General features: G+C 53.2%; 23 protein-coding genes. 7 read left to right on the top strand and 16 right to left on the bottom strand.

All coding sequences use genetic code 11. The features are described from left to right. Nucleotides 1-58 precede the first annotated feature (58 nt). Both flhC and flhD read right to left on the bottom strand, forming a co-directional pair. On the bottom strand, nucleotides 59-643 hold the full coding sequence (gene flhC / locus V6940_RS02360; protein ID WP_181814576.1) for a flagellar transcriptional regulator FlhC: 585 nt from the start codon (nucleotides 641-643) through the stop codon (nucleotides 59-61). Next, nucleotides 640-990, bottom strand: coding sequence for a flagellar transcriptional regulator FlhD (gene flhD, locus V6940_RS02355; RefSeq protein WP_220439276.1), 351 nt, complete (start codon nucleotides 988-990; stop codon nucleotides 640-642). The genes flhC and flhD overlap by 4 nt, the downstream gene beginning before the upstream one ends. Nucleotides 991-1782: 792 nt before the next feature. Here flhD and uspC point away from each other — a divergent pair. Then, nucleotides 1783-2202 carry a universal stress protein UspC gene (gene uspC, locus V6940_RS02350; RefSeq protein WP_185667542.1) on the top strand — a complete coding sequence of 140 codons (420 nt, stop codon included), beginning with the start codon at nucleotides 1783-1785 and terminating at the stop codon, nucleotides 2200-2202. 99 nt (nucleotides 2203-2301) lie between these two features. Here uspC and araH read toward each other — a convergent pair whose 3' ends face one another. The 4 genes from araH to V6940_RS02330 all read right to left on the bottom strand — a co-directional run bounded on the left by araH (nucleotide 2302) and on the right by V6940_RS02330 (nucleotide 6715). Then, the gene (gene araH, locus V6940_RS02345; RefSeq protein WP_333494685.1) at nucleotides 2302-3282 is read right to left on the bottom strand and encodes an arabinose ABC transporter permease AraH; all 981 of its coding nucleotides are present in this window, start codon (nucleotides 3280-3282) and stop codon (nucleotides 2302-2304) included. 14 nt (nucleotides 3283-3296) lie between these two features. Then, nucleotides 3297-4811 carry an L-arabinose ABC transporter ATP-binding protein AraG gene (gene araG / locus V6940_RS02340; RefSeq protein ID WP_333494684.1) on the bottom strand — a complete coding sequence of 505 codons (1515 nt, stop codon included), beginning with the start codon at nucleotides 4809-4811 and terminating at the stop codon, nucleotides 3297-3299. 63 nt (nucleotides 4812-4874) lie between these two features. Continuing rightward, nucleotides 4875-5855 carry an arabinose ABC transporter substrate-binding protein gene (locus V6940_RS02335; RefSeq protein ID WP_185669426.1) on the bottom strand — a complete coding sequence of 327 codons (981 nt, stop codon included), beginning with the start codon at nucleotides 5853-5855 and terminating at the stop codon, nucleotides 4875-4877. 302 nt (nucleotides 5856-6157) lie between these two features. Further along, nucleotides 6158-6715, bottom strand: coding sequence for a DJ-1/PfpI family protein (locus tag V6940_RS02330; RefSeq protein WP_333494683.1), 558 nt, complete (start codon nucleotides 6713-6715; stop codon nucleotides 6158-6160). 632 nt (nucleotides 6716-7347) lie between these two features. Here V6940_RS02330 and V6940_RS02325 point away from each other — a divergent pair. Beyond that, a complete protein-coding gene (locus V6940_RS02325; RefSeq protein WP_333494682.1) occupies nucleotides 7348-7851 on the top strand; it encodes a non-heme ferritin-like protein in 504 nt (167 codons plus the stop codon). A gap of 77 nt (nucleotides 7852-7928) precedes the next feature. Here the strand turns inward: V6940_RS02325 and V6940_RS02320 are convergent, their stop codons facing one another. Together V6940_RS02320 and azuC are read right to left on the bottom strand one after the other, a co-directional pair. Beyond that, nucleotides 7929-8180 carry a DUF2766 family protein gene (locus V6940_RS02320; RefSeq protein WP_185669423.1) on the bottom strand — a complete coding sequence of 84 codons (252 nt, stop codon included), beginning with the start codon at nucleotides 8178-8180 and terminating at the stop codon, nucleotides 7929-7931. An 81-nt stretch (nucleotides 8181-8261) separates the two neighbouring features. Then, a complete protein-coding gene (azuC, locus tag V6940_RS02315; protein ID WP_015963980.1) occupies nucleotides 8262-8351 on the bottom strand; it encodes a stress response protein AzuC in 90 nt (29 codons plus the stop codon). Nucleotides 8352-8559: 208 nt separating this feature from the next. Here azuC and V6940_RS02310 point away from each other — a divergent pair, with 208 nt between their 5' ends. Beyond that, nucleotides 8560-9984 (top strand): MFS transporter, encoded by a 1425-nt coding sequence (locus V6940_RS02310; protein WP_333494681.1) that lies wholly within the window; start codon nucleotides 8560-8562, stop codon nucleotides 9982-9984. Between the two features lie 62 nt (nucleotides 9985-10046). Here V6940_RS02310 and V6940_RS02305 read toward each other — a convergent pair whose 3' ends face one another. After that, nucleotides 10047-10685 (bottom strand): RpiB/LacA/LacB family sugar-phosphate isomerase, encoded by a 639-nt coding sequence (locus V6940_RS02305; protein ID WP_185669421.1) that lies wholly within the window; start codon nucleotides 10683-10685, stop codon nucleotides 10047-10049. A gap of 284 nt (nucleotides 10686-10969) precedes the next feature. Between V6940_RS02305 and V6940_RS02300 the strand changes: the two genes are divergently transcribed. From V6940_RS02300 to ftnA, 3 genes are all read left to right on the top strand, one after another. Continuing rightward, nucleotides 10970-13156 carry an HD domain-containing phosphohydrolase gene (locus V6940_RS02300; RefSeq protein ID WP_333494680.1) on the top strand — a complete coding sequence of 729 codons (2187 nt, stop codon included), beginning with the start codon at nucleotides 10970-10972 and terminating at the stop codon, nucleotides 13154-13156. Between the two features lie 84 nt (nucleotides 13157-13240). Then, complete coding sequence (yecR, locus tag V6940_RS02295; protein WP_185669419.1) at nucleotides 13241-13576, top strand: YecR family lipoprotein; 336 nt, start codon at nucleotides 13241-13243, stop codon at nucleotides 13574-13576. Nucleotides 13577-13762: 186 nt separating this feature from the next. Next, entirely contained in the window at nucleotides 13763-14260 is a 498-nt protein-coding gene (ftnA, locus tag V6940_RS02290; RefSeq protein WP_220439287.1) for a non-heme ferritin, read from the top strand. A 35-nt stretch (nucleotides 14261-14295) separates the two neighbouring features. Here the strand turns inward: ftnA and V6940_RS02285 are convergent, their stop codons facing one another. Next, the gene (locus tag V6940_RS02285) at nucleotides 14296-14535 is read right to left on the bottom strand and encodes a YecH family metal-binding protein (RefSeq protein WP_333494679.1); all 240 of its coding nucleotides are present in this window, start codon (nucleotides 14533-14535) and stop codon (nucleotides 14296-14298) included. A 195-nt stretch (nucleotides 14536-14730) separates the two neighbouring features. Here V6940_RS02285 and tyrP point away from each other — a divergent pair, with 195 nt between their 5' ends. Next, nucleotides 14731-15942: a tyrosine transporter TyrP gene (gene tyrP / locus V6940_RS02280; RefSeq protein WP_333494678.1), complete on the top strand. Its 1212-nt coding sequence runs from the start codon at nucleotides 14731-14733 to the stop codon at nucleotides 15940-15942. 79 nt (nucleotides 15943-16021) lie between these two features. Here the strand turns inward: tyrP and V6940_RS02275 are convergent, their stop codons facing one another. The 6 genes from V6940_RS02275 to V6940_RS02250 all read right to left on the bottom strand — a co-directional run bounded on the left by V6940_RS02275 (nucleotide 16022) and on the right by V6940_RS02250 (nucleotide 21262). Further along, nucleotides 16022-16687, bottom strand: a complete 666-nt coding sequence (locus V6940_RS02275; protein WP_220439290.1) for a YecA/YgfB family protein — start codon at nucleotides 16685-16687, stop codon at nucleotides 16022-16024. 77 nt (nucleotides 16688-16764) lie between these two features. Beyond that, complete coding sequence (locus V6940_RS02270; RefSeq protein WP_333494677.1) at nucleotides 16765-17418, bottom strand: LysE family translocator; 654 nt, start codon at nucleotides 17416-17418, stop codon at nucleotides 16765-16767. A 42-nt stretch (nucleotides 17419-17460) separates the two neighbouring features. After that, on the bottom strand, nucleotides 17461-18177 hold the full coding sequence (locus V6940_RS02265; protein WP_333494676.1) for an ABC transporter ATP-binding protein: 717 nt from the start codon (nucleotides 18175-18177) through the stop codon (nucleotides 17461-17463). Beyond that, on the bottom strand, nucleotides 18174-19052 hold the full coding sequence (locus tag V6940_RS02260) for an ABC transporter ATP-binding protein (protein WP_333494675.1): 879 nt from the start codon (nucleotides 19050-19052) through the stop codon (nucleotides 18174-18176). Before V6940_RS02260 ends, V6940_RS02265 begins: the two co-directional genes overlap by 4 nt. Further along, nucleotides 19049-20338, bottom strand: a complete 1290-nt coding sequence (gene livM, locus V6940_RS02255; protein ID WP_333494674.1) for a high-affinity branched-chain amino acid ABC transporter permease LivM — start codon at nucleotides 20336-20338, stop codon at nucleotides 19049-19051. Before livM ends, V6940_RS02260 begins: the two co-directional genes overlap by 4 nt. A gap of 9 nt (nucleotides 20339-20347) precedes the next feature. Then, nucleotides 20348-21262, bottom strand: coding sequence for an ABC transporter permease subunit (locus V6940_RS02250; RefSeq protein ID WP_123652222.1), 915 nt, complete (start codon nucleotides 21260-21262; stop codon nucleotides 20348-20350). Nucleotides 21263-21318: the final 56 nt, after the last annotated feature.

The following is a 21318-nucleotide window of genomic DNA, read 5'->3' as shown; positions in this document are numbered from 1 at the left end:
AAAAAAAGCAGCGGCCCTTAGGACCGCTGCTGGAGTATGTTTTCTACACCGTGTGAGGTTAAACAGCTTGCTCTATCTGTTCATCCAGCAGTTGTGGATTACTATCGGCAAGATTGTCAGAAAGTTTACGTCTTTTTACTGCGCGAGATGGTGGCTGGCAAAGGCTGCAAACAAAGCTGCCCGCTGGCTGGTGCGCATGAGTAATAAAATTGCCGCCGCAGGAGTGACAGCTGGAGAGTTCAAGCATTCCGCTTTCAACAAAACGGACTAACGTCCACGCGCGGGTTAGTGCCAGAAGCGGGCCATTATCCTGCTGTGGGCATTGTTCGAGGTACAAGCGGTAGGCTTTGATCACGGCATCCACGCCGGAGCACTGTCCGCTTTTGAGTAAAAACTGCCAGGCATTGCAGAACATGGAAGAGTGAATATTCTGTTCCCATGTCATAAACCAGTCCGTGGAAAACGGCAGCATTCCTTTTGGAGGCGGGCTGCCGCGCAGTTCTTTGTACAGTTTAATCAGACGACCACGGCTGAGCTGGGTTTCACTTTCCAGCATCTGCAAACGCGCGCCCAGCGTTATCAACTCCATAGCAAGTTGGATATCGCGGGCTTCCTGAACAATGCTTTTTTCGCTCATCTTCAGGCCCTTTTCTTACGTGCAGGTTCGCCTGATTGGCTGGCTTCATTCAGCAGTCTGGTGGAAAGCAGAATGCCGGTATGGATCTGCTGCAGGTCGTCAACGCGTGATTCTTGCGTAAGGCGGGTGATGGTTTGAGCATCATCAAAACGGAACTGGCAAACTAACTGGTTGGTCTCCGCAATTTTCACCATCTGCGGTAGAGTCAGTTCACCCAGAACTTTTGCCATGGCCTCGTTAATACCAAGACGGAACATAGCAGAAGCCTTATCCTGACCAATCAAACGCTGTGCAAGAAGCAAGTAAGACAAATTGATGTCATAGATGTGCTTTAGCAACTCGGATGTATGCATTTTCCCCATCCCGAATAACCAATTAGTACTTTTATGCGGTCAAACCGCATACCCCGTGATGTCGTCGGGCAAGGCCCGATAAAAATGAATCGGTCGAAATGCATAGCCGATCAGGCAAATCTTTCTGCAGGATTGTCGGTCTGGGCGTTAACCTCGGCCCGACAAATCTAAACATTTCTTACAATTTACTAAGATTTTTCCTAATTCGACGCAACTTTACTCGCCAGATGTGACACATACAATGTTACTTCACTGTTAATTTGAAATTTATGTGATCCACTTCACAAAATCAAACCCCATTTTTAGGAGTAATCCATCAGTCGCGATTGTGCTTTGCGCATTATTTAAGCAAAAATTTCGCTATTTTATTCCTGCCTAACGGATATTCATTCACCAAAACAATTTAACATCCAGCCAGGGGGAAGGACTTTACGTGAGCCAGATGCGAAAAAATTATCACAGATCATACTTTCATTTAATAAATAAAATTCATTTTAAATTCAACAAATTGAAACAGTGATTCATTCGCAGCAAATTCATTCGCTTGTTATTTACTTTTCATTAACATCATTTCAGCAAAAATTAAATATTTAAGATCGCTATCGGTTACATAATATATTCAGCGCGGCTTATGCAATCTGCGCATAATTCCACCAATAATTCGCATAAAACTTGCTTATGTATTAGGTTAAGTTATAGACAGCAATATTCCGTCCGCCTCTTGCAGCGGCACGGTAAAAAGAGTAAGAGATGGAAGGTTAAGCGTGCGTATTCTTCGAGCAAGGAGGTCTGATGTCGTACTCGCATCTTTTGGTGGCCGTTGCGCCTACCCCAGAGAGTCATGAGCTGCTAAGGAAAGCCGTAGCTATCGCCAGGCCCGCTAACGCGCGGATTAGCCTGATGACGCTGTCTACCGACCCGGAAATGTATAACCAGCTTGCAGCGCCGATGATGGAGAATTTACGCGAGCTGATGCAGGAGGAGACGCGATCGTTTCTGCAAAGCCTCACTGATGCAGCGGACTACCCCATCTGGAAAACACATATTGCTTCCGGCGAACTGTGCGACCATGTCAAAGCGTTCTGCAAGAACCATCAGGTAGACCTGGTTATTTGCGGTAACCATAACCAAAGCTTCTTTTCGCGTGCGACCTGCTCGGCGAAAGCCATTGCGGGAAATAGCGGCGTGGATGTGCTGTTAGTGACACTGTAACAATATGCAAAACCCGGCGTCGCTGCGCTCGGCCGGGCTACCAAAATGCCTATCTGTAGCCCGGCCGAGCAACGCGACGCCGGGACAAACACCAAACTATCAGACGGTACGCTTCGCCTTCTGTTTGTAGCGGTCAAAAATCACCGCCGCCAGCAGAATCAACCCACGCACCACATACTGCGAGAACGGCGAAATGTTCAGCAGGTTCATCGCGTTCTCCACCGTCCCCAGAATCAGGATCCCGGCGACCACGTACGAGATCTTACCAATGCCCCCTTTCAGCGACACCCCGCCAAGTACGCACGCCGAGATAACAATAAGCTCATAGCCGATTGAGGTCATCGGCTGGCCGCTGGTCATGCGCGACGCCAGAATAATTCCCGCCGCCGCAGATACCACGCCGGAGAGCACAAAGATAATAATCTTGGTGCGCACCACCGGAACCCCGGCCAGACGCGCCGCCTCTTCGTTGCCGCCAATCGCCAGCGTGTTGCGACCAAAGGTGGTTTTGTTGAGCAGCAGGCCAAATATAATCAGGCAGCCGACGGTTAACCAGATGGGTGCCGGCAGACCTAACCAGTTGGCATAACCGAGGGCAAAGAAACGCTCGTCTTCAATCCCGACCGCTTTACCGTCTGAGATAATGTAGGCCAGGCCGCGCACAATCTGCATGGTGGCAAGGGTGGTAATCAGCGCGTTGATTTTTAGTTTTGCAATCACAAAACCGTTGACCAGACCGCTAAGTGCCCCCAACAGCAGACCGGCAAAGACGCCAATCCACAGGCTCTCGGTGAGGTTAATCACCACCGCCGTGGTTACCCCCGCGCAGGCAATCACTGAGGCAACCGACAGGTCAAAGTCGCCGGAGGCCAGGCAGAACAGCATCCCGCAGGCCACCATCCCCGACATCGAAATCGCCAGCCCCAGCCCTTTCATGTTGATAAATGAGGCAAAGTTAGGCACAAAAATAGCGCAGCAGATAAACAACACGGCAAAAACCACCAGCATGCCGTACTGATCCCAGATACGACCAAAGCTCAGCGACGTACGGCGCGCGCCCGGTGTAGTAACAGATGACATCGTAACCTCCTTCCTCAGGCAACCGCCTGACCGACTTTAGGCATCGCCATGCTTAACGCCTGTTGTTCATTAGCGCTGTTGTGCAGCAGCTCCCCGGATATTTCCCCTTCCCGCATCACCAGGATGCGGTCGGCCACGCCCAATACTTCCGGCAGATCGCTGGAGGCAAAGAGCACCGCCACGCCGGAGGCTGCCAGCGCGTAAATCACGTTATAAATTTCATGCTTAGCCCCCACGTCGATACCCCGCGTCGGCTCATCGAGCAGAATGACCTTCATATCCTCGGATAACCAACGACCCAGGATCGCCTTCTGCTGATTGCCTCCGGAGAGGTTCATAATCAGCTGCTGGGCACCGGGCGTTTTGATATTGAGCGATTGAATATGGTGGTCGGCGTTGGTCGCTTCCCAGCCGTTGTTGATAACGCAACCGGCGTGGATGTGTTTACGCCGGGCGCTGATGTTAATGTTATCGCGCACCGAATGAACGGGAATAATCCCCTCGGCTTTACGGTCTTCTGGGCACAGCATCATCCCGGCGCGAATCGCCTGCGCGGGCTTATCAATCGTCACCGGTTGACCATCGATGTAAATCTGCCCGCTGCTCAAGCGGGTGCCGCCGAAGATCCCCTTCATCAGTTCACTTCGCCCTGCCCCCACCAGCCCGAATAGACCGACGATTTCACCGCTGCGTACCGCCAGCGATATTGGCGTACGCACGCCCGGCGCTTTAACCTGCTCAAGACGCAAGCGCTCTTCGCCGTATTCACGCGGCTGCCAGCCATAGATATCGCCGATTTCGCGCCCGACCATCGCCTGCACCAATCGGTCGTGGCTTACCGTCTGCATATCATCAAACGTGCAAACATAGCGGCCATCTTTAAACACGGTTATCGCATCGCTAAGCGCAAAGATCTCCTCCATGCGGTGGGAGACATAGACGATCACCCGCCCCTCTTTGCGCAGCTCGCGGATCACCCGAAACAGGTTGTCGATCTCACGCGCCGAGAGCGAACTGGTGGGTTCATCAAAGGCGATAACCTTGGCGTTACGCGCCAGTGCCTTAGCAATCTCCACCATCTGCCACTGGCCGATAGAGAGATATTTCAACGGGGTATCAGGGTCAATATCCAGTCCCAGATGCTCCAGCTGCAGACGCGCTTCATAGTTTAAAAGTGAGCGATTAACGAAGCCGCCTCGGCTCGGCAATTGCCCAAGGTAGATATTTTCCGCCACGGTCATTTCCGGGACGAGATGCAGTTCCTGGTAAATAATGGCGATACCGGCGTTCAGCGCCGCGGTGGTATCGGCAAAAGAAATCTCTTCTCCACGCAGCAGCAAAGACCCGGAGGTCGGCGCGTAGTTGCCGCTGAGAATTTTCAGCAGCGTCGATTTTCCGGCACCGTTTTCCCCCATCAGCGCATGCACCTGGCCGCTATAGCAATCGAAGCTAATATCGGACAGCGCTTTAACGCCGGGGAAGGTCTTGCTGATACCGCGGAAAGAGAGATAAGGGGTCGACTGTTGCATCGCAACCTCCACAATGACACGACTCGTCTCCCTCCGCCGTTGCGAAGGGAGAGCTATCAGGACTCAGAGGCCTTTTTTCGCCAGCTCTTCTTTGAAGTTATCGCGAGTAATCAGCACCACGTCGGTCACCGCGGTAAATTTCGGTGGTTCCGCGCCTTTCTGTACCCAGTTGTAGAGCAGCTCACTGGTCTTATAGCCGTGGATATCCGGGCTTGGCAGCAGCGATCCGAAGAAGCCGGTCGCCTGCGCTTTTGACAGCTCGTTCACCGCATCGACGCCGTTAATACCGATACCAATAACGTTCGCCGCTTTAAAGCCCTGGCCTTCCGTCGCACGGACGCCGCCCAGTACGGTGTTGTCGTTCATCCCGATAATCAGCCACTGTTTCACTTCTGGATGCTGTACCAGCAGGGAGTTACCGGCATCGAAAGCGCCAGGGATATCGTTAGATTTCGTTGGCACCTGATAGATCTGTTTTTCCGGGAAGCCTGCCGCTTTCAGGGCATCCATTGAGCCGGTGGTACGACGTCGAGCCGTATCCAGTTCGTTGGCGGTAATCGCCATCACGCCGGTGGTTTTGACATCCCAACCGCGCTTTTGCATCTCTTTATAGAGTTCCTGCCCCTGACGAGCGCCGATTTCACTGGCGGCCATCATCACCAGCGGCACGTCTTCCATCGGTTTACCTTTGGCATTGACGAACTGGTCATCGACGGTGATGACCTTCATGTCATAACCGCGCGCCTTCGCCACGATGGCTGGCCCCAATTTTGGGTCCGGCGTACAGATAACGAAGCCTTTCGCGCCGCTGGCCGCCAGGCTGTCGATCGCATTCAGCGTTTTCTCGCCGTCCGGCACGGCAATTTTAATCACGTCAAAGCCGAGGTCTTTACCGGCCTTATCGGCAAATTTCCATTCCGTCTGGAACCAGGGTTCTTCCGGTTGCTTCACTAAAAAACCAAGTTTGAGATTTTCGGCCATAGCCGATTGTGACATAACCGCTGCCAGACCAATGGCCGCCAGCGCTTTGGTAAATTTGTGCATGGTTAACTCCAGCCTTAATGTTCTTTTATGTAGGGAAAATCAAATAGGTGATTTAAATTAGACATAAAACAATGTATTAGCCGTTTTATTAACAGCGTTAACGTTGTTGAAACATTAATAGCCAGGAATTGGCTTTGCAGAAGAGAGCGGCATCACACGGCAGAATTACAGTAAAGTGATGCATATATTCAGCAAATAAGTACATATAAGACGCGTGAATTGTCAGACAATTCACGCGGGGGAATAGCAGATATCTCTATATCAGCAGCGGGAAAATCCCTTTGGGAGGAATTCGCGCAGTATTACCAACGGTAATAGATATGATCGGCGTGGTCGCGTACCGGCGCTTCGTCACCGAGCAGGCGAGCAGAAACGGTAAAGGCGAAATCAAAGACGTGACCGAAGCCTTTGCCGCTGATCAGGTTGCCATCTTCCACCACCGGCGCGTCAACGTATTCGCCATTTTTCACGTCCTGCCATAAATCACCGGAGCAGACGTAACGACGCCCTTTCAGCAGATCGTTACCTGCTAATACACGTGCTGCCGCAGAGCAGATTGGGCAGATCAGTTTGCCGGCCGCATCATGAGCGGCGACAAATTTAATGACGTCTTTATTCGCCGCCAGATTCACACTCCCCTGTGGGCCGCCCGGAAGAACCACCGCGTCATACAGCGTATCAAGGCGTTCTGCCAGCGTCGCGTCAGCGACCATCGGAATATCGTGATAGCTCACGACCGCGCGAGATTCGGCGCACGATACCAGTTCAACACCGATGTGCAGACGGCGCAGAATATCGATAGTGACAATCGCTTCCCCTTCTTCAAAGCCCGGGGCCAGCAGTACAGCAACCTGTTTCATTTTAACTCCTGTCATTTCAAACCAACGAGTCTTCCCTGAAGCGACGAAACGGGAAGGACTTTACCTAGTTTTTATTACCGAGAACATAATCCTCTAGCCTGCTAATACCAAAAATGATCTAAAACAAATTGAACATCATTCTGATATTTAATACAGCCGTCTGAAAATACGCGATTTAGTTAGCATTTATTATTCGTAAAATGCCATTCATAGTAAATAATACGTATTTCATTCGTTATTACCGAATGCAGCAATAAAAACAAGATCACGATCACATTTTTAAGTGCACACACTGCAATAACAATCTCTTATGTTAACAAAGCCTTACACAGAATATACATATTCGTTATATTCACTATTAATCATAGCGTTACGAGAATACCTTCTTTCCTTGTTAGTTATTCACAATATAGGTTGTAACGAAACGTAAAAAGCAGTTCGTGAGACTTTTCTTATATCCATACTAAGAGTATTCTTTTATTCGACCGGGCGATATTATATCCCCAGGTCGGACGCAAGGACTACAGGTAATATGTAGTCACACTCAAACGCGGAAATAGCGCATGGTTGGCAGCTATTACGCACTATGCGATGTCACGCGTGTCGTTCCTACCAGTAATAAGGATATTTGTATGGCAGTTCCAGGAATGGTTCAAAAGCTTAATGCACAGATGAATCTTGAATTTTCTGCATCTAATCATTATTTGCGTTTGAGCGAGTGGTGCTCAGAACATCGGCTGAATGGAACCGCGACGTTTCTACGTTCACGGGCACAGTCCAGCGTAACGCAGATGATGCGGATGTTCGATTATATGAAGAAATCTGGCGCTTATCCGGTGGTTAAGGCTTTTGAAACTTGCGAAGATAAATGTGCCACCCTCGAAGATCTTTTCCTTAAAACTCTCGAAGACCACCACCAGCGTGCGTCTACGTTGTCAGAATTAACTGAACAAGCGAAAGTGCTTCATGACGATAGCACCCTGAGTTTCCTGAACGCACTGGAAGAAGAGCAGGAACAGGATGGTATCTTGCTGAAGACGATTCTGGATGAAGTTCGCAGCGCGCGTAAAGCAGGCCTGTGTATTCAGCAAACCGATCAGCATCTGCTGAATATCGTTTCTCAACAACACCATTAATTGAATTCATAAGGGCGGGATCGCCGCCCTTATTTCAGGCGTATTCAGGGCGCTCTGCCCTGATACCTCACCGCGTATTAGTGCGTTGCGTCCTGCGGCGTAAACTTCAGCTCAATCAGCGCAATCGCTTTCTGAATTGCACGCATCGTCACCGGGTCGGCCCCTGCCGGATGGGTGGTAAAATCGATGGTTTTCAGCTGGCTCGCCATTTTTTCACGGACTTCAACCGGGGCGATAACGTCAATAACGTCGAGGATCTGTTTGATAACGAGCTGGCAGGCCACGACATCGGATACCAGTTCATCATTCGGGGTCAGGTTCTGAGACATTTTTTGCTCCTATTTTGCGGAGCGTAATAGTAACCTACTTTCGCAGAAGATAAAAAAACCTGCCGTGGCAGGTTTTTTTTATCAGAACATAGCGCCTGGCGGTACGTCTTTGAAAGTTTTGCAGTAGTTCTCAAACATGCTTTTGAGGATTTTACGCATGCGCTGTTTCATGTTGATGCTCCGGTTTGTTATGCAGGTGTTATTGTCTTTACGCACATAATATGACCACCATCACAAAAATCAACCGTTTTGAGAGTTGAGTCACGCTATTTTTATCGATTGCGTTAAATTTATAAAAAATTTGTTATAAAAATCTACCACTTACCAAATCTACAAAAGCTATAAATTTTAAAAATTATTTTGATAGGGTAAAACAACAATGAGTGAGCCTCTCCAGGCCCAGGCGAGCCGCGGGGTATCCCCTGCTGCGCTGCTTGTGGCCGGTGCATTCTTTATGGAGTTCCTGGATGGCACGGTGATTGCCACCGCCCTTCCTGATATGGCGAAAACTTTTGGCGTAGAAGCCGTTGACCTGAACATCGGCATCAGCGCCTACCTGATCACCCTCGCCGTGCTTATCCCTGCCAGCGGCTGGATTGCCGATCGCTTCGGTGCTCGAACGATCTTCAGTCTGGCGTTGGCGATCTTCACCGTCTCCTCCGTCTTCTGCGGTCTGGCGACCAGCGCCCATAGTTTTGTGGCAATGCGCATTTTGCAAGGCGTCGGCGGCGCGCTCATGGTGCCGGTCGGGCGACTTGCGGTCCTGCGCACCACGCCTAAGCATCTGCTGATTACCGCCATCGCCACCCTGACCTGGCCCGCACTCATCGCGCCGATCATCGGGCCACCGCTGGGCGGGTTTATCACCAAGGTCGCCGACTGGCGCTGGATCTTCTTTATTAACGTGCCGCTCGGCATCATCGCAATTCTGCTGGCGCTGCGTATCATCCCCAACATTCGCGATGACGAACGTCGGCCTTTCGATCTGCCGGGCTTTGTGGCGACCTCAGTCTCGATGGTGAGCCTGGTGTATGCCATGGAGCTGCTGGGAGCGGAAAAAATGCAGGGCGGATTAATCATCGCGCTGCTGGTTATTGGTGCCGCCACCTTCTATTACGCCCTGCGCCATTTCCGCCGCAGCCCGTCACCGATGATCCGCATGGATGCGCTGCAGGTGCCCACGTTCCGGGTGACCATGTACGGCGGCTCGCTGTTCCGCGCCTCCATCAGCGCCGTGCCGTTCCTGCTGCCGCTGCTGTTCCAGGTCGGCTTTGGTATGGATCCCTTCCATTCCGGCCTGCTGGTGCTGGCGGTGTTCGTCGGTAACCTGACGATTAAGCCGGCCACCACGCCGCTTATCCGTAAGCTGGGCTTCCGTCGCCTGCTGCTACTCAACGGCGCGCTGAACGTGATTGCGCTGGTCGCCTGCGCCTTTTTAACCCCGCAAACGCCGGTGTGGGTCATTATGCTGGTGCTGTATCTCGGCGGCGTCTTCCGTTCGATTCAGTTCACCGGCGTCAGCACCCTGGCCTTTGCCGATGTGCCGTCCGCCCAGATGAGCTACGCCAATACGCTGTTCAGTACGGCTAGCCAACTGGCTATCGGCCTTGGCATCACGCTTGGGGCCATCGGCATACGGTTAGGAGAGAAGATTAGCGCCGTGCTCAGCCTTAGCGACGTGCCGGGTATCAGCTTCCGGCTGGCGTTCATCTTTATCGCGCTTATCTGTCTGGTGGGAATGATTGATACGCTGCACTTAACGCGGGATGCGGGCAGCGCGGTGTCGAAGAAAGTGAAGCAATAAGTGACACAAACAAAAAACCCACGCCATGGCGTGGGTTTTTATTTAACCGCTGAGCGTCAGGCTTATGCCAGCATCTCGCGAACAAAGGCTTCAATCTCTTTGTTCTGGCAGTTTTCAAAGAAGCATTCCTGGAAACGCTGACCGGAAACGGCGGTTTTCACCAGCGCAGGGTCGATAGCGCGCAGGGTGTCCAGATAGTTTTCTTTCACTACCGCAGCTTTAACCTGGTTCAGGATACCGGCGTTACGCACCTGTGGCTCTTTACGCTCTGGTGGGTAACCTTCGCCGTTACGGCCGGTGAACGCTTTTTCGAACATGTAGCGGACGTTCAGCTCTGCGCCCCAGCCGTAGCCTTTAGCGAAAGCCAGAGACAGCGCGTTACCGTTGTTGATCTGAGCAAACAGGAAGGCATCTGCTGGATCCAGGCAGTAACCGCAGACCACTCCTGGGTGAATGTTCAGAGACATCATCGCGCCCTGGCCGGTACCGCAGCCGGTCACCACGAAATCTACCGCTTTGGAGTTCAGCAGGATGCTGGCCATAATACCCAGGTGGATATAGGTCAGGTGATGATCGTTCTCATCGCTCATACCCACGTTATAGACCGGGAAGCCTTTTTCATCGGCAACGGCTTTTAACTCATGATGAATAGTCGCGTTTTTGCTGGCCTGGCTATTTTCCATCATCAGTGCAATTTTCATTCTTTCCTCTCCTGAAAGCTAAGCGGCTTACCCGCAGTCGTTCGATTAGTCTATTCACCTTACTACCAGGCAAACACACTTTCAAATTTTATGAAAAGTTGTTTTGATTTTTACCGATGAGGTCACATTTTTGTCCAGGTGCCGCAGATAAAACCTTACATAAACCATTACTTATTTACTATCACCTGGCCGAATGGTCGACTACACTGGGTTAATGGGCAGAAAGCCCCTGCTGTTTGTCAGCGTTTCAATGGATGAAATCGTCACTACAAAGGAACTGATTTGTGACACAGGACTGCCGAGGACTTCGACACGCGCTGGGTCTCCTTGTTCTACTGACCCTGCTGCTAATTTGCCTGCCCCATGCCCTTGCGGCTCCGCCGCAAAAGACCCGGGCTGCGGCCCCTATCCCCGTATGGATACTCGATGCCGATAGTTTCGAGTTCTGGCGCGACGCGCGCGGGCAATTTCAGGGCTTCTACCCGGAACTACTGCACGCCATTAATGCGCGTTACGGCTATAACCTGACGCTGCGTCCCATCGATGGCACCACCTTTGAGCAACGCTTTAACCACCATGACTATGGCCTCTATGCCAGCGTGTTGCAAACCAAAGACCATCTGAAAAACACGATTCTATCGACCCGCCTGCTTGAAAACTCGATCGTCGCCGCCAGCATCACTCGCCAGGCCAAATCCATCACTGACATCAATAATACACGGGTCATTTTTCGCCGTAGCGACCCTACACAGGCGCTGGTGAGAGAAACCTATCCGGCATTGCAGTTCCAACAGATTATTGAAGTCGACAGCAGTAAAGAGGCCCTGCAGATCCTGCGCAGCGGCGGTGCGGATTTCTATATTAATGAAGATCGTGAAATCGGTAGTCCACAGTTTTACTTTACCCTATCCCGCCCATTTGACTCGCTGCGCATTACCGCCTCATTTGGCATCAGCCCGGAGCTGATTTCGCTGCGCGACAACATCAACCAGTTAATCAACGAATGGCTGCAAAGCGGAAAACTGCAGGCGCTGGAGGAACAAAGCCAGCTTGAGTACTTCCGTCATTTTCTCACCATCACGCCTGAAGAGCGCAGTTGGCTGCAGGAAAACCGGCTCACCCTGTGGCTGCCAAAGAATGAAAACTTCGCGCCCATCATCTGGAAAGACAACCAGGGTTATCACGGCAGCGCGATCAGTATGGTGAACGACTTACGCGACCTGCTGAACATCAACGTCGATGTACAATTTGTTGATAACTACATGATCAGGATGAAAAATGAAGACTGGCCTATCCACCTTGCCGATATTATTGATGTGCGCGACGGCGCGCAGATGGAGGGGTTAGTTGGCCCGCTGGTGAACTGGTACAACGCCTATTACAACAAGGCTGGCGCTCCCTTTATTCTTGATGAAGAGCAGGTTCGCCATCAGCGCGTGGGGGTGATTCGTGGCTCGTTTGCCGCCTACTATCTGCGTCAACGGTTCGGCACCGATGTCACCCTGATTGCCCGAGCGTCGATCGATGAACTGCTTGATGCCATTGATAGCAACCATATCGACTTTATCCTTGGCGACCTCAGTTCGCTGGAGCAGGCGCTGCGCGGTAGCGATCTGTTTCGTGGCGCGCTGAAGGTTGCCGGGCTAACCCATTCCAGCTACCAGATTGGTACCTGGGTCAATCTTACTCACCCGTTATACGCCCTGCTCACTCAGGTGCACCTGATCTCCAGCTATCGCCACCAACTCACGCCGCCGACCAACGTCGCGGCATCCACCTCGCTGAGCAAAAACGCATTACAGATTATCAGCGCCGGGTTGCTGGCCCTGCTGTTCTTTATTCTTAGCCTGATGCTGATGATGTGGCGGCATATGAATAAGAACCGGGCAATTAACCGCAGCATTGTTGAAGCGATGGAGAAAATTAACCACGTCCATGATGATGAGACCGGGTGCCATATTCGCCGGGTAGCAGCCTATTGCAGTCTGCTGGCAGGCGCGCTCAAGCTACCGCCGAAGCATATCCGCGATATAGAGACCTTCGCTTCCCTGCACGATATTGGCAAAATTGCCGTGCCTGAACATATTCTGCGAAAAAAAGGCAAATTGACCGACGATGAGTTTAAACAGATCCAACAGCACGCAATTAAAGGCTGGCGAATAGTCCAGGGGCTGGTGCTGGGATCGGTGGCAGAAAACCTGATTCACTATCACCACGAAAAATGGGACGGCACCGGCTATCCCGAAGGCTTAGCCGGAGAGGAGATTCCGCTGGAAGCTCGTATTCTGGCACTGGCCGACGTCTACGATGCCCTGCGGCAAAAGCGCGTTTATAAGCCGAGTTTTTCTCATGAAAGCGCCTACGAAATTATCGTCAGCAGCGCCGGCAGTCATTTTGACCCAACGCTGGTGTCTCTGTTCTGCGAATTGCACCCGCAGTTTAAGGCGATTTATGAGTCACAAGAGGATTAACCCCAGGTTATAGCGGCTATTCAAAGGATTGGGGGCAGGGACGACGGCTACAATGAGATCACGATTATTGCGCAGAGCGAATTGATGAAAAGCCTCATTCTTATTCCCGCCCTCCTGGCTCTGACGGCCTGTACCGTACCCCGTGCGGCGAGCGTAAGCCAGGTGGACGCCAACAGCGGCATCGTCCGTCTGACCTATGGGCAGGCAATGTTGCAGAATGCAAAAACCGATAACTATCTCGCCCAGTCCGAGGCGAATAAAGCCTGCCAGCAGATAGGATATGCCACCGCATTTTCCTACGGCCAGCCCATCACCACCTGTACGACCACCAGCGGTTCGCTGTGCCTGAACGAGCACATTACCTTGCAGTATCAGTGCCGTGGTATCGCCAACGTTCCCACCTCCGCCGCCTATTATTAAATGCGCGCCGGTGTATTCCGGCGTTAATATAACAATATAATAAACCGTTATATTTATGCCAATGCGTTTTATTCCCATTCGCATTATTAAATAAATGTTTTTATATTTACCTTTTGCAAATAAATTAATAACAATTTATAGTGCCGCTGTAATTAACTCGTAACGTATTTTTCCAGGAGCGAAAACATGCTTAAAGCGGCAATGATCGAGAAATTAAATGAACAGATGAATCTCGAACTCTATTCTTCTCTGCTGTACCAGCAGATGAGCGCCTGGTGTAGCTTCAATAGTTTTGAAGGGGCTGCTGCCTTTTTACGCCGCCACGCTCAGGAAGAGATGACCCATATGCAGCGCCTGTTTGATTACCTGACCGATACCGGTAGCCTGCCGCGCATTAACACCATTCAGACGCCGTTTGCCGAATATGCGTCACTGGACGAACTGTTCCGCGTGACCTACGAACATGAGCAGCTAATTACCAGTAAAATCAATGAACTGGCTCACGCCGCAATGACCAATCAGGACTATCCGACCTTTAATTTCCTGCAGTGGTATGTAGCTGAACAGCACGAAGAAGAGAAACTGTTTAAATCCGTTATCGATAAGCTGACGCTGGCGGGTAAAAGCGGTGAAGGCCTGTACTTTATTGATAAAGAGCTGGCCACGCTCGATACGCAAAATTAATGTTCGTGCAGCGGCGTATTTCACGCCGCTGCCGATTAATGGCGACAGATTTTACTTTCCGTCGTCGTAAAGCCAGATTCCTGCGGAATAAACTTCCCTTTCTTATGCAGAAACGCGACCAGTTCGGCAGCACTCATATTTTCCGCTGAACAGGTATGAAAACGCGCCTGCTCGCCAAAGCGTGCGTGAATGGCCGCTTCCAGACTTTCAATACTGTACTGCTCACCTGAATCAATCATCATATTCAGGACTTCATGACCGTGAATGGATTCCATTATTCCTCCTGTAAAAAATGCCACCATAAACTGCATTTACTTTGCATGTTTTGCGCTAGCGCAGCTTTTATCACGCCGCCTTAAATCGTAAATAATACTGTACACCCACTGTAATTCAGATTTGACGAACTTTCGGGTTTCACATACTCTGCGCGGCATCTTTGGTCGTTAATTTGTTCTGCAGTAGAGGAAAGCGTGAAGAACCGTACCCTGGGGAGTATTTTAATCGTAGCCGGCACCACGATCGGCGCAGGAATGTTGGCGATGCCGTTAGCATCGGCGGGCGTGGGTTTTGGCGTCACCGTCTTGCTGCTAGCAGGCCTATGGGCGCTGATGTGCTATACCGCCCTGCTGCTGCTCGAAGTCTACCAGCACGTACCTGCCGACACCGGTCTCGGGACGCTGGCACTACGCTACCTCGGCCGCTACGGCCAGTGGGCAACCGGTTTTAGCATGATGTTCCTGATGTATGCGCTAACTGCGGCCTACATCAGCGGCGCGGGCGAACTGTTGGCTTCCAGCCTGAGCCAGTGGTTCAGCATGGATATGCCGCCGTCACTTGGCGTGCTGCTGTTTACCGCTGTCGGCGGGCTGGTGATTTGTATTGGCACTTCGCTGGTCGATCTGTTTAACCGTTTCCTGTTCAGCGCCAAAATCATCTTTCTGATTGTCATGCTGATCTTGCTGCTGCCGCACATCCACAAAATCAACCTGCTGACGCTGCCGCTAGAGCAAGGTCTGGCGCTCTCGGCAATCCCGGTGATTTTCACCTCCTTCGGCTTCCACGGCAGCGTGCCGAGCATCGTCAGCTATATGAACGGCGATATTCGCAAACTGCGCGGCGTGTTTGTTATCGGCAGCGCTATCCCGCTGGTTGCCTATCTGTTCTGGCAGCTCGCCACGCTCGGCAGCATCGACTCGCCGGTGTTCAGCGCACTGATGGAACAGCACTCCGGGCTGAACGGCCTGCTGCTGGCAATCCGTGAAGTGGCGGCCTCGCCGCACGTCGAACTGGCAGTTCACCTGTTTGCCGACCTGGCGCTGGCAACCTCATTCCTCGGCGTAGCGTTAGGGCTGTTTGACTATCTGGCCGATCTGTTCCAGCGTAAAAACAGCGTACGTGGCCGTCTGCAAACCGGGGCCATCACCTTCCTGCCGCCGCTGGCCTTCGCGCTGTTTTACCCGCGCGGGTTCGTGATGGCGCTCGGCTATGCTGGCGTCGCGCTGGCGGTTCTGGCGCTGATTATTCCGTCACTGCTGACGATGCAAAGCCGTAAACACCACCCGGAAGGCGGCTATCGCGTAGCGGGCGGCAAACCGGTGCTGTGGCTGGTCTTTGCCTGTGGGATTGCGGTGATTTTGATTCAGGCGGGGATTGCGACGGGGCTATTACCGTCAGTAGGCTAATGTTTTCATTGCCCGGCCGAGCAAAGCGACGCCGGGAATGACCCGGAGTCGGCGTAAACGCCTCGTCCGGGCTACAACATTATTTTGCGCAGCACTGCTTATATTTCTTACCGCTGCCGCACGGGCAGGGGTCATTACGCCCAACCTTCTGCTCGTTTTTAATCGGTTGTTTGACCGGTGCTTCTTTCGGATTGTCCATCCAGTAGTCAAACAGCGCCAGCGCGGCCGGGCTGATGCTATCGATGCTGTCGAGATACTGCTCGGCGGTGAAGGCACCCAGCGCCGTCGTTTTCTCTTCATCACCGTGCAGCGCAATGCAGTCAAACGCCGCCTGCAGCTCTTCCGGCAGGCCGGACCAATCGGTCAACGCCGCGCCGCGCAGGTAGCCATAGCACCACTCTTCAACGATGGTCAGCTCCTGGCCTTCTTCTTCGCGGGTACCAAACAGCGGATCAAACTGATCCGGGTAGTCGTTCAGGCGGTCGGCGATGTCGCTCATATGCTGCAGCGTCAGGTTGACGAAACGGTCACGCTCGCGGTCGGTCGCCCAGTGTGGCACGTGGTCGGCCCCGCCCCATACGGCGAACATCCACTCGGCGGGTTCAATCTCCAGTGGAGACGACAGGATCGCCGTCAGCATGCCGTCTAGTTCAGACACATCAATAATTGACGCATCGGTGGCATACTTTGCAATTGTTTCGTCCAGCCATTCCAGTTCGCTTTCGGTTAACGGTCCCGTTTTCATACTCTTTCTCTATCGTTGTTGATGAGGCATATCAGTTAAGGCGCAATGATGCAGGAGTTTGACCTTGAACTCCAGCGTCATTGCCCTTTCCCCGGCGACATGGCGCTGCCGCCAAGCAGCATGCGCAGGCCAAGACCAATCATCACCACCCCGGTAAAGCGCTCCTGCCACTTGAGGAAACCCGGGTGTTTGCCTAACCATTCGCCAAAGCTGCCGGAAGCCATCGCGACGGTACCCAGTGAGAAGATCCCGGCAAGCTTCTGAATAACGCCAAAAATCAGCAACTGAAGCCAGATTGGCCCGACGGCTGGGTCAACAAACTGCGGCAGGAAGGCGAACATAAACAGCACCGATTTTGGGTTAGTCAGGCTATTGATGGCTCCCTCTTTCAGCGCCTGCTTGCCGGAAATGCGCACCGTACGCTTGAGCCGGGTATCGGTGCCAGAGGTGGCCAACATCTTGATGCCGAGCCAGATAAGATAGGCCGCGCCGACCCAGCGCAGAATATCCAGCGCCATCGGCCAGGCGTGCACCACCGTAACCAGCCCGAGAACCAGAAACGAAACCTGCACAACCCCGGCAATAAAGACGTTCCCCAGTACGCAGAGCAGCGCAATACGCCGCCCCTGACCGATGCCGCGCGCAATGGTCAGCATCATGTCAGGGCCGGGGGAGATTTCGAGCAGCGCCAGCGCGGCCAGGAAGGTTAAAAACGTTTCGAGCGTAGGCATGATTATCGTATACAGCAGCCAAAGATGCTCTGTTATAGCACGCTACGCCCCGCCCAGATACGCCTTACGCACCTCCTGATTACCGAGCAACTCTTCTCCGCTGCCGCTGAGGCGAATCTGACCGTTAACCATCACGTAGCCGCGGTCCGAAAGCTTTAGCGCATGGTGCGCGTTCTGCTCCACGAGAAAAATGGTCATGCCGTTGCGCGCCAGCTCACGCAGCGTCTGGAAGATTTGTTTGACCACGATCGGCGCGAGCCCGAGGCTCGGTTCATCCAGCAGCAACAGTTTCGGGCGGCTCATCAGCGCGCGAGCAATCGCCAGCATCTGCTGTTCACCGCCGGACATGGTCATTGCCCGCTGCTTGCGTCGTTCCTTCAGGCGCGGAAAGAGATCGAACATGGTTTGCAGATCTTCTGCCGCATACTGCGTACCCACCGGGATGGTGCCCATCAGCAGGTTCTCTTCGACGGTCATATCGGGGAAGATTCGTCGCCCTTCCGGCGCCTGGGCAATCCCGCCTGAGGCCACGTAGTGGGTCGATTTATGACTGATATCGTCACCGCAAAAAAGTATTTGCCCACTGCGAATGCGCGGCTGGCCGAAAATTGACATCAGCAGAGTGGATTTTCCCGCCCCGTTGGCGCCAATCAGCGAGACCGTTTCGCCTTTATTGACCTGCAGGGAGACCTGCTTAAGCGCCTGGATCACGCCGTAAAAAACATCGACCTCACGAAACTCCAGCATCGGCTCGCTCATAGGCTCACCTCGTCTTCGCTGGTTCCCAGATAGGCGGCAATCACCTTTTCATCGTTCTGAATTTGCTCCGCCTTTCCCTGCGCAATCACATCGCCGTGGTCGAGCACGATAATGTTGTCCGATATCTCCATCACCATCCCCATATCGTGTTCAATCAGCAGCACCGTGATCGCATGGTGCTCACGCAGGAAGCGGATAATCTTGCTTAGCGCCCGGGTTTCCACCGGGTTCAGGCCCGCCGCCGGCTCATCAAGACAGATCATCTCCGGCCCGGTGCACATGGCGCGGGCAATCTCGAGACGTCGCTGCTGGCCGTAGGACATCTCGCCCGCCAGCCGGTTAGCGCAGTCCACCAGATCCACCACCTCCAGCCAGTAGAAGGCGCGATCCAGTGCGTCGCTTTCGGCCCGGCGATAAGCTGGCGTATTGAGCACCCCGGCAATCAGGTTGCGGTTGACCTGCATATGCTGCGCCACCAGCAGGTTTTCAATCACCGACATTTCGCGGAACAGGCGGATATTCTGGAACGTTCGCGCCAGTCCGGCCCGGTTTACCAGGTGGGTGCCGCCAAACATTTTATAGAACAGCCGCTGGCCGAACTGCGCGGGATTTATCCAGTCGCCGGGCTGGAATTTCTGCCCGAGGATTTGAATCACGTTGGTGGTTTTATTACGGGTATTGAACAGAATGTTGCCACCGGAGGCTTTATAAAAGCCGGTCAGGCAGTTAAACACCGTGGTTTTTCCCGCACCGTTCGGGCCAATCAGCGCGGTAATTGACCCGCGCTTAACCTCAAGGTTGACGTCGTTCAGCGCCTTAATACCGCCAAAATGCATCATTAAATGCTCAACGCTCAGAATCACGTCCTGGCTCATGGCGCAACTCCTTTACGCACGGCAAAACCGCTGCGGTTAATACGAATCAGGCCACGCGGCCGCCAGATCATCATCACCACCATCAACACGCCAAACAGCAGCACGCGATATTCGGCAAAGCTACGCAGCAGCTCCGGAGTGACGGTGAGCACAAATGCCGCCAGCACCACGCCAATGGTCGAGCCCATGCCGCCCAGCACCACGATGGCAAGAATTAACGCCGACTCAAAGAAGGTGAACGAGGTCGGGTTGACGAACCCTTGATAGGTTGCGAAGAATACCCCGGCGATTCCCGCCGTGGAGGCACCAAGCGTAAACGCCGACAGCTTCACCAGCACGTGGTTAAGCCCCATAGAACGACAGGCAATTTCATCTTCCCGCAGCGCTTCCCAGGCGCGGCCAATCGGCATGCGGGTTAAACGATGCTTAATGTAAAGCACCAGCAGCACCACCAGAACCAGCACCGCATAGATAAAGATAAATTTCATATTGGGGTTGTAGGTGAGATGGAAAAACTCGTGGAACGGCACGCCCCCCTCTTTCGCCCGCCGACCAAACTCGAGGCCAAAGAAGGTTGGCGGCGGTGCCGATACGCCGTTCGGGCCGCCGGTAAAGCTCAGCCAGTTGTTGAGCACCAGGCGGATGATTTCGCCAAACCCCAGCGTCACGATCGCCAGATAGTCGCCGTGCATCCGCAGCACCGGGAAGCCGAGCAGTGCGCCGGCGGCAGCGGCCATCAGCGCCGCAATCGGCAGCATCGACCAGAAGCCTAGCCCCAGATACTGATACCCAAGCGCCAGCCCGTAGGCGCCAATGGCGTAGAAAGCGACATAACCGAGATCCAGCAGCCCCGCGAGCCCGACCACGATGTTCAGCCCCAGGCCAAGCAGCACGTAGATAAGCCCGAGGATCGCCACCGTCAGCACATATTTGGTCGCCACAAATGGGAAGCAGACCGCCAGCGCCAGAATCAGCGGGATAACCCAGCGCATGCTGCTTTTATAGTCCGGCGAGCGAACATAAACCCCGGCACTATCGCCTTCAAACCGCGCGCTGAAGCGCCTGCCGACAGCGGTCATCGACAGGGCGCTTAAGGCAAAACGCCCTATCATCACCGCCGCGACAATCCACACCAGCCGCTGGCCGTTAAAGTTGAAGCTATAGCCATCCAGCACGACGCCCACGATGGGGCCAAAGATAATCAGCGCCACCAGGCCTGCAAAAATCGTATCCAGCACGCAGCGCTTGAGAGAAAAACCGTCGTGTATAGCCGTTGAATGCGTCATGTTCGGCTCCTACACTTTGGCAACAATCGGGCGGCCAAGCAGCCCTTGTGGACGGAAAATCAGAATGACCACCAGCAAACCAAAGGAGAAGACGTCCTTATAGTCGGTGTTCACCAGCCCCGAGAACTGCGCTTCAGCAACCCCGAGCAGCAACCCGCCGAGCATCGCCCCCGGCAGCGAACCAATTCCCCCCAGCACCGCAGCGGTAAAGGCTTTAATGCCTATAATAAACCCAGCGTAGAAATCAAAGGTGCCGTAATTCATGGTGATAAGCACCCCCGCCAGCCCCGCCATCGCCGCGCCGATAACGAACACCAGCGAGATAATCCGGTCGGTATTAATGCCGAGGATCGATGCCATTTTGCGGTCCTGCTGTACGGCACGACACATGCGCCCAAGGCGGGTATGGCCGATTATCCAGGTCAGCAGCAGCATGCCCGCAAACGAGGCCAGCAGAATAAAGATTTTGGTGTAGGTTATCTGCACAAAGCCTTCGCCAATATGCAGACGCAGCACGCCGTCAAGCATCGTCGGCACGCCCTGTTGACGCGGCCCCTGGCTGATTTGCGCGTAGTTTTGCAGGATTAACGACATGCCGATGGCGGAAATCAGCGGCGCCAGGCGCGTGGAGTTACGCAGCGGTTTATAGGCGATGCGCTCAATCGTCCAGCCGTAAACTCCCGTCACCACGATGGTAAATACCAGCGTGCCGAGGATCAGCAGCGGAAAAGAGTGCAGGCCGAAATAAGAGAGCAGCGCCAGACCAATGGCGCAGAGATAGGCCGATATCATATACACTTCGCCGTGGGCGAAGTTAATCATACCGATAATGCCGTAGACCATGGTGTAACCAATGGCTATCAATCCGTAGACGGAACCTAGCGTCAATCCATTAACTAACTGTTGCAGGAAGAATGTCTCCATCATCGCTCGCTCGTGTTGTGTCATCTATTATTGAGCGCCGGTATCGACTCATACCG

This window comes from Kluyvera sp. CHPC 1.251 (genome assembly GCF_036759945.1).
GTDB classification, from domain to species: domain Bacteria; phylum Pseudomonadota; class Gammaproteobacteria; order Enterobacterales; family Enterobacteriaceae; genus Kluyvera; species Kluyvera sichuanensis.
This window is presented reverse-complemented; position numbering and strand designations above follow the sequence as displayed.